General features: G+C 38.8%; 3 protein-coding genes. 2 read left to right on the forward strand and 1 reads right to left on the reverse strand.

The genetic code is table 11. The features are described from left to right. Window positions 1–728: sulfatase-like hydrolase/transferase (locus AAC037_RS23175; RefSeq protein ID WP_339905974.1), on the forward strand; the 728-nt coding region annotated here is incomplete at its 5' end. Here the strand turns inward: AAC037_RS23175 and AAC037_RS23180 are convergent. Next, entirely contained in the window at window positions 725–1,486 is a 762-nt protein-coding gene (locus tag AAC037_RS23180; RefSeq protein WP_339905976.1) for a glycerophosphodiester phosphodiesterase family protein, read from the reverse strand. The genes AAC037_RS23175 and AAC037_RS23180 overlap by 4 nt on opposite strands. A gap of 240 nt (window positions 1,487–1,726) precedes the next feature. On the opposite strand from AAC037_RS23180, the gene AAC037_RS23185 reads away from it, so the two are divergent. Then, window positions 1,727–2,566 (forward strand): sugar phosphate isomerase/epimerase, encoded by an 840-nt coding sequence (locus AAC037_RS23185; RefSeq protein ID WP_339905978.1) that lies wholly within the window; start codon window positions 1,727–1,729, stop codon window positions 2,564–2,566. Window positions 2,567–2,722: the final 156 nt, after the last annotated feature.

Here is a 2,722-nt window from a genome sequence, read left to right on the forward strand (position 1 = left end):
TGGACAAATACCTTAGAAAATCACCTTCCAATGGCCAAAATGACGCCAAATATGCGACCATGGTGGAAAATTTGGACCGCAATATTGGGCGCCTAATTGAATTGTTGCATGAAAAGCAATTGTTTGACAACACCTTTATCTTTTTCGTTACCGATAATGGTGGCCTATTTAAAGTTACCAAACAAAGGCCGTTGAGGGCAGGCAAAGGTTCTTATTATGAAGGGGGAATCAAAATACCTGCATTTGTGGTTTGGCCTGGCAGGATACGTCCGGGTCAAGTTTCAGAAATACCTATTACCAATCTTGATATTTTTCCAACCCTTCTGGAATTGACGGGCATTGAAAAACCGGAAAATAAAAATTTGGACGGAATTAGCTTGCTCCCTTTATTAACGGAAGACAAAAACCTTCCAAAACGGCCTCTCTTCTGGCATTTCCCTATTTACTTGGAGGGAGGCAATGGGGAGAGTCAAGATCCTGTATTCAGAACTCGGCCCGGTTCTGCCGTTCGGTATGGAGACTGGAAACTCATCCAATATTTTGAAAACGGTGATTTAGAACTATATAATCTTAAGGAAGACATTTCCGAAAGCAATAACCTGGTGAATGAAAGGCCGGACAAATCCGATGAACTGTTATTCCTACTCGAAAATTGGCGCGAAAAAACAAATGCACCCCTACCAAAAACCTTAAATCCTGATTTTATAGCCAAGAAGAGATCCAATTAAAAAAAGGGCTCATATATTGAATCAATTTGAAAATAGGTAACTCCCACTTGTTTTAGCTTGTCTATGGTTTCTTCCGGTGTTTCCTTTTTGTTCTTTTGCGCATAGGCCCATGTATTGACAGCACCCACCACCATAACTGAGTGCTCCTTGGCCCAAATAAAATCCTCAGCTGGAATTGTGCCGGAAAAAAGATAATAATTATCAGGGTTAAAGTCATTTCTATTGACATTCTCCTTCAATTGATCTATAGAGCAGCTTAATTTGATCTTTCCGGTAAAATATTCCGTTGAAGCCTCCGTACCGATCATTAAAGCTTCTCCCCGTAACCCATACCGATCAAGCAAGTTGATAATTTCATCGAAAGCCTCTTTTTCAAAACCTTTGATTTTGTTGTCTATCATCACATGAATTTTTCCTTCACAATGAGCCAAGACAGTTTCTAACTTTAAGACCTTTTGTCCCAAATCACCCGTTAGTCCCTGAATTTCCTCCCAGGTCATTGCTGTTACGGACTTATCCTCCCCATAATATCGGGTAAAGTTTTTATCATGGTGTGTGATCAATGTTCCATCTTTGGTTAATCGCACATCCACTTCAACCATATAATAGCCTTTATTGATTGCCTCCTCTAAAGCTTTCAAACTGTTTTCCGGGCTTTGGCTGTTTACTACTCCACCTCTATGGGCTATCAACTCCAAATCATTGTCGTTTTTCAGTGTTTGGCTCACAGCGGACAATTGATAACAGAGTAAATTCATTAATACAAACAGGAATATCAGACTCTTCCTCATCGGGCAATTGAATTATTTAAATAAAATCTCTTTTATGATCAAATATACAAAGCAAGTTCTTACCCCCTGATTCACTTTCAATTAATAATTCATTAATTCTTATCACGAGGGAAGGTATTATTAGGCACTAAATATTTATTTCATTCTCTCACTAAAAACAAGTAGTTTTGATAAATAATATTCAAAAACTAACCAAACCTATCTCTTATGAATAATAAATCGTTCAAATTAGGCTTATTTTCCCTATTTCTTATGCTATCCTTCCATATTCAGGCTCAGGAAGGGATGCCAAAAGGCTGGAAAGTGGGCAGTCAAGCCTACACTTTCAGACTTTTTTCTCTTGAAGAAACCTTGGAAAAGCTCAACAGTATAGGGGTAAAATATGTAGAAATGTATCCAGGTCAAAAAATCAGTAAATCGGGCAATGAAACCACTGATTTCACAAGTATTACTGCTGATGGAAAAGCGAAAATCAAAGCCCTATTGAAAAAATATGACATAGAGGCAGTTGGTTATGGTGTTGTCAATGCCAGCGATGAGGATTTACCCAAATTATTTGATTTTGCCAAAGAACTGGGAATAGGAATACTCACCTCGGAGGCAAAGCCCAATCAATTTGACCAAATTGAAAAGCTTTGCGAGGAATACCAGATCAAACTTGCCTTACATAACCACCCTGTACCCTCCTACTATTGGCAGCCGGAAGTAGCTAAACGTATGTTAGAAGGAAGGTCAGATTTGATGGGTGTTTGTGCGGACATTGGCCACTGGGTAAGGTCAGGCCTCAATCCTGTAGATTGCCTAAGACAATTGGAAGGTAGAGTAATCAGCCTTCATATAAAGGATTTAAACAAATTTGGCGTAAGAGATGCGCATGATTTACCTTGGGGAACAGGCACCTCTAATGTTGCCGGTGTACTTCATGAATTGCATAGACAAGGATTTGAAGGAGCGTTTTCTGCAGAATACGAGCACAACTGGGAGAATAACCTTCCAGATGTAGAAGAGAGCATTGCTTATTTTAAAAGAGTAGCTGCCCAGTTGTAGGCATTGAAGGATTTGTCCTGATGGAAATTCACCTTTTGTCAGGTCATTTTAATAAAGCAAAATCAATTGTAAAAAAAGGGGCCACTTTACGTAAGTGGCCCCTTTTTTAATTATTAACCTAAATTCTTATTTGTTACTCGTGAGAAACATCTTCAA

This window comes from uncultured Cyclobacterium sp., assembly GCF_963976465.1.
Classification (GTDB): Bacteria; Bacteroidota; Bacteroidia; order Cytophagales; family Cyclobacteriaceae; genus Cyclobacterium.

What these genes read in the sequence shown, in the direction of transcription:
- AAC037_RS23180 (WP_339905976.1), bottom strand. Translation starts at nt 1,486, where the DNA reads ATGAATTTACTCTGTTATCAATTGTCCGCTGTGAGCCAAACACTGAAA.
- AAC037_RS23185 (WP_339905978.1), top strand. Translation starts at nt 1,727, where the DNA reads ATGAATAATAAATCGTTCAAATTAGGCTTATTTTCCCTATTTCTTATG.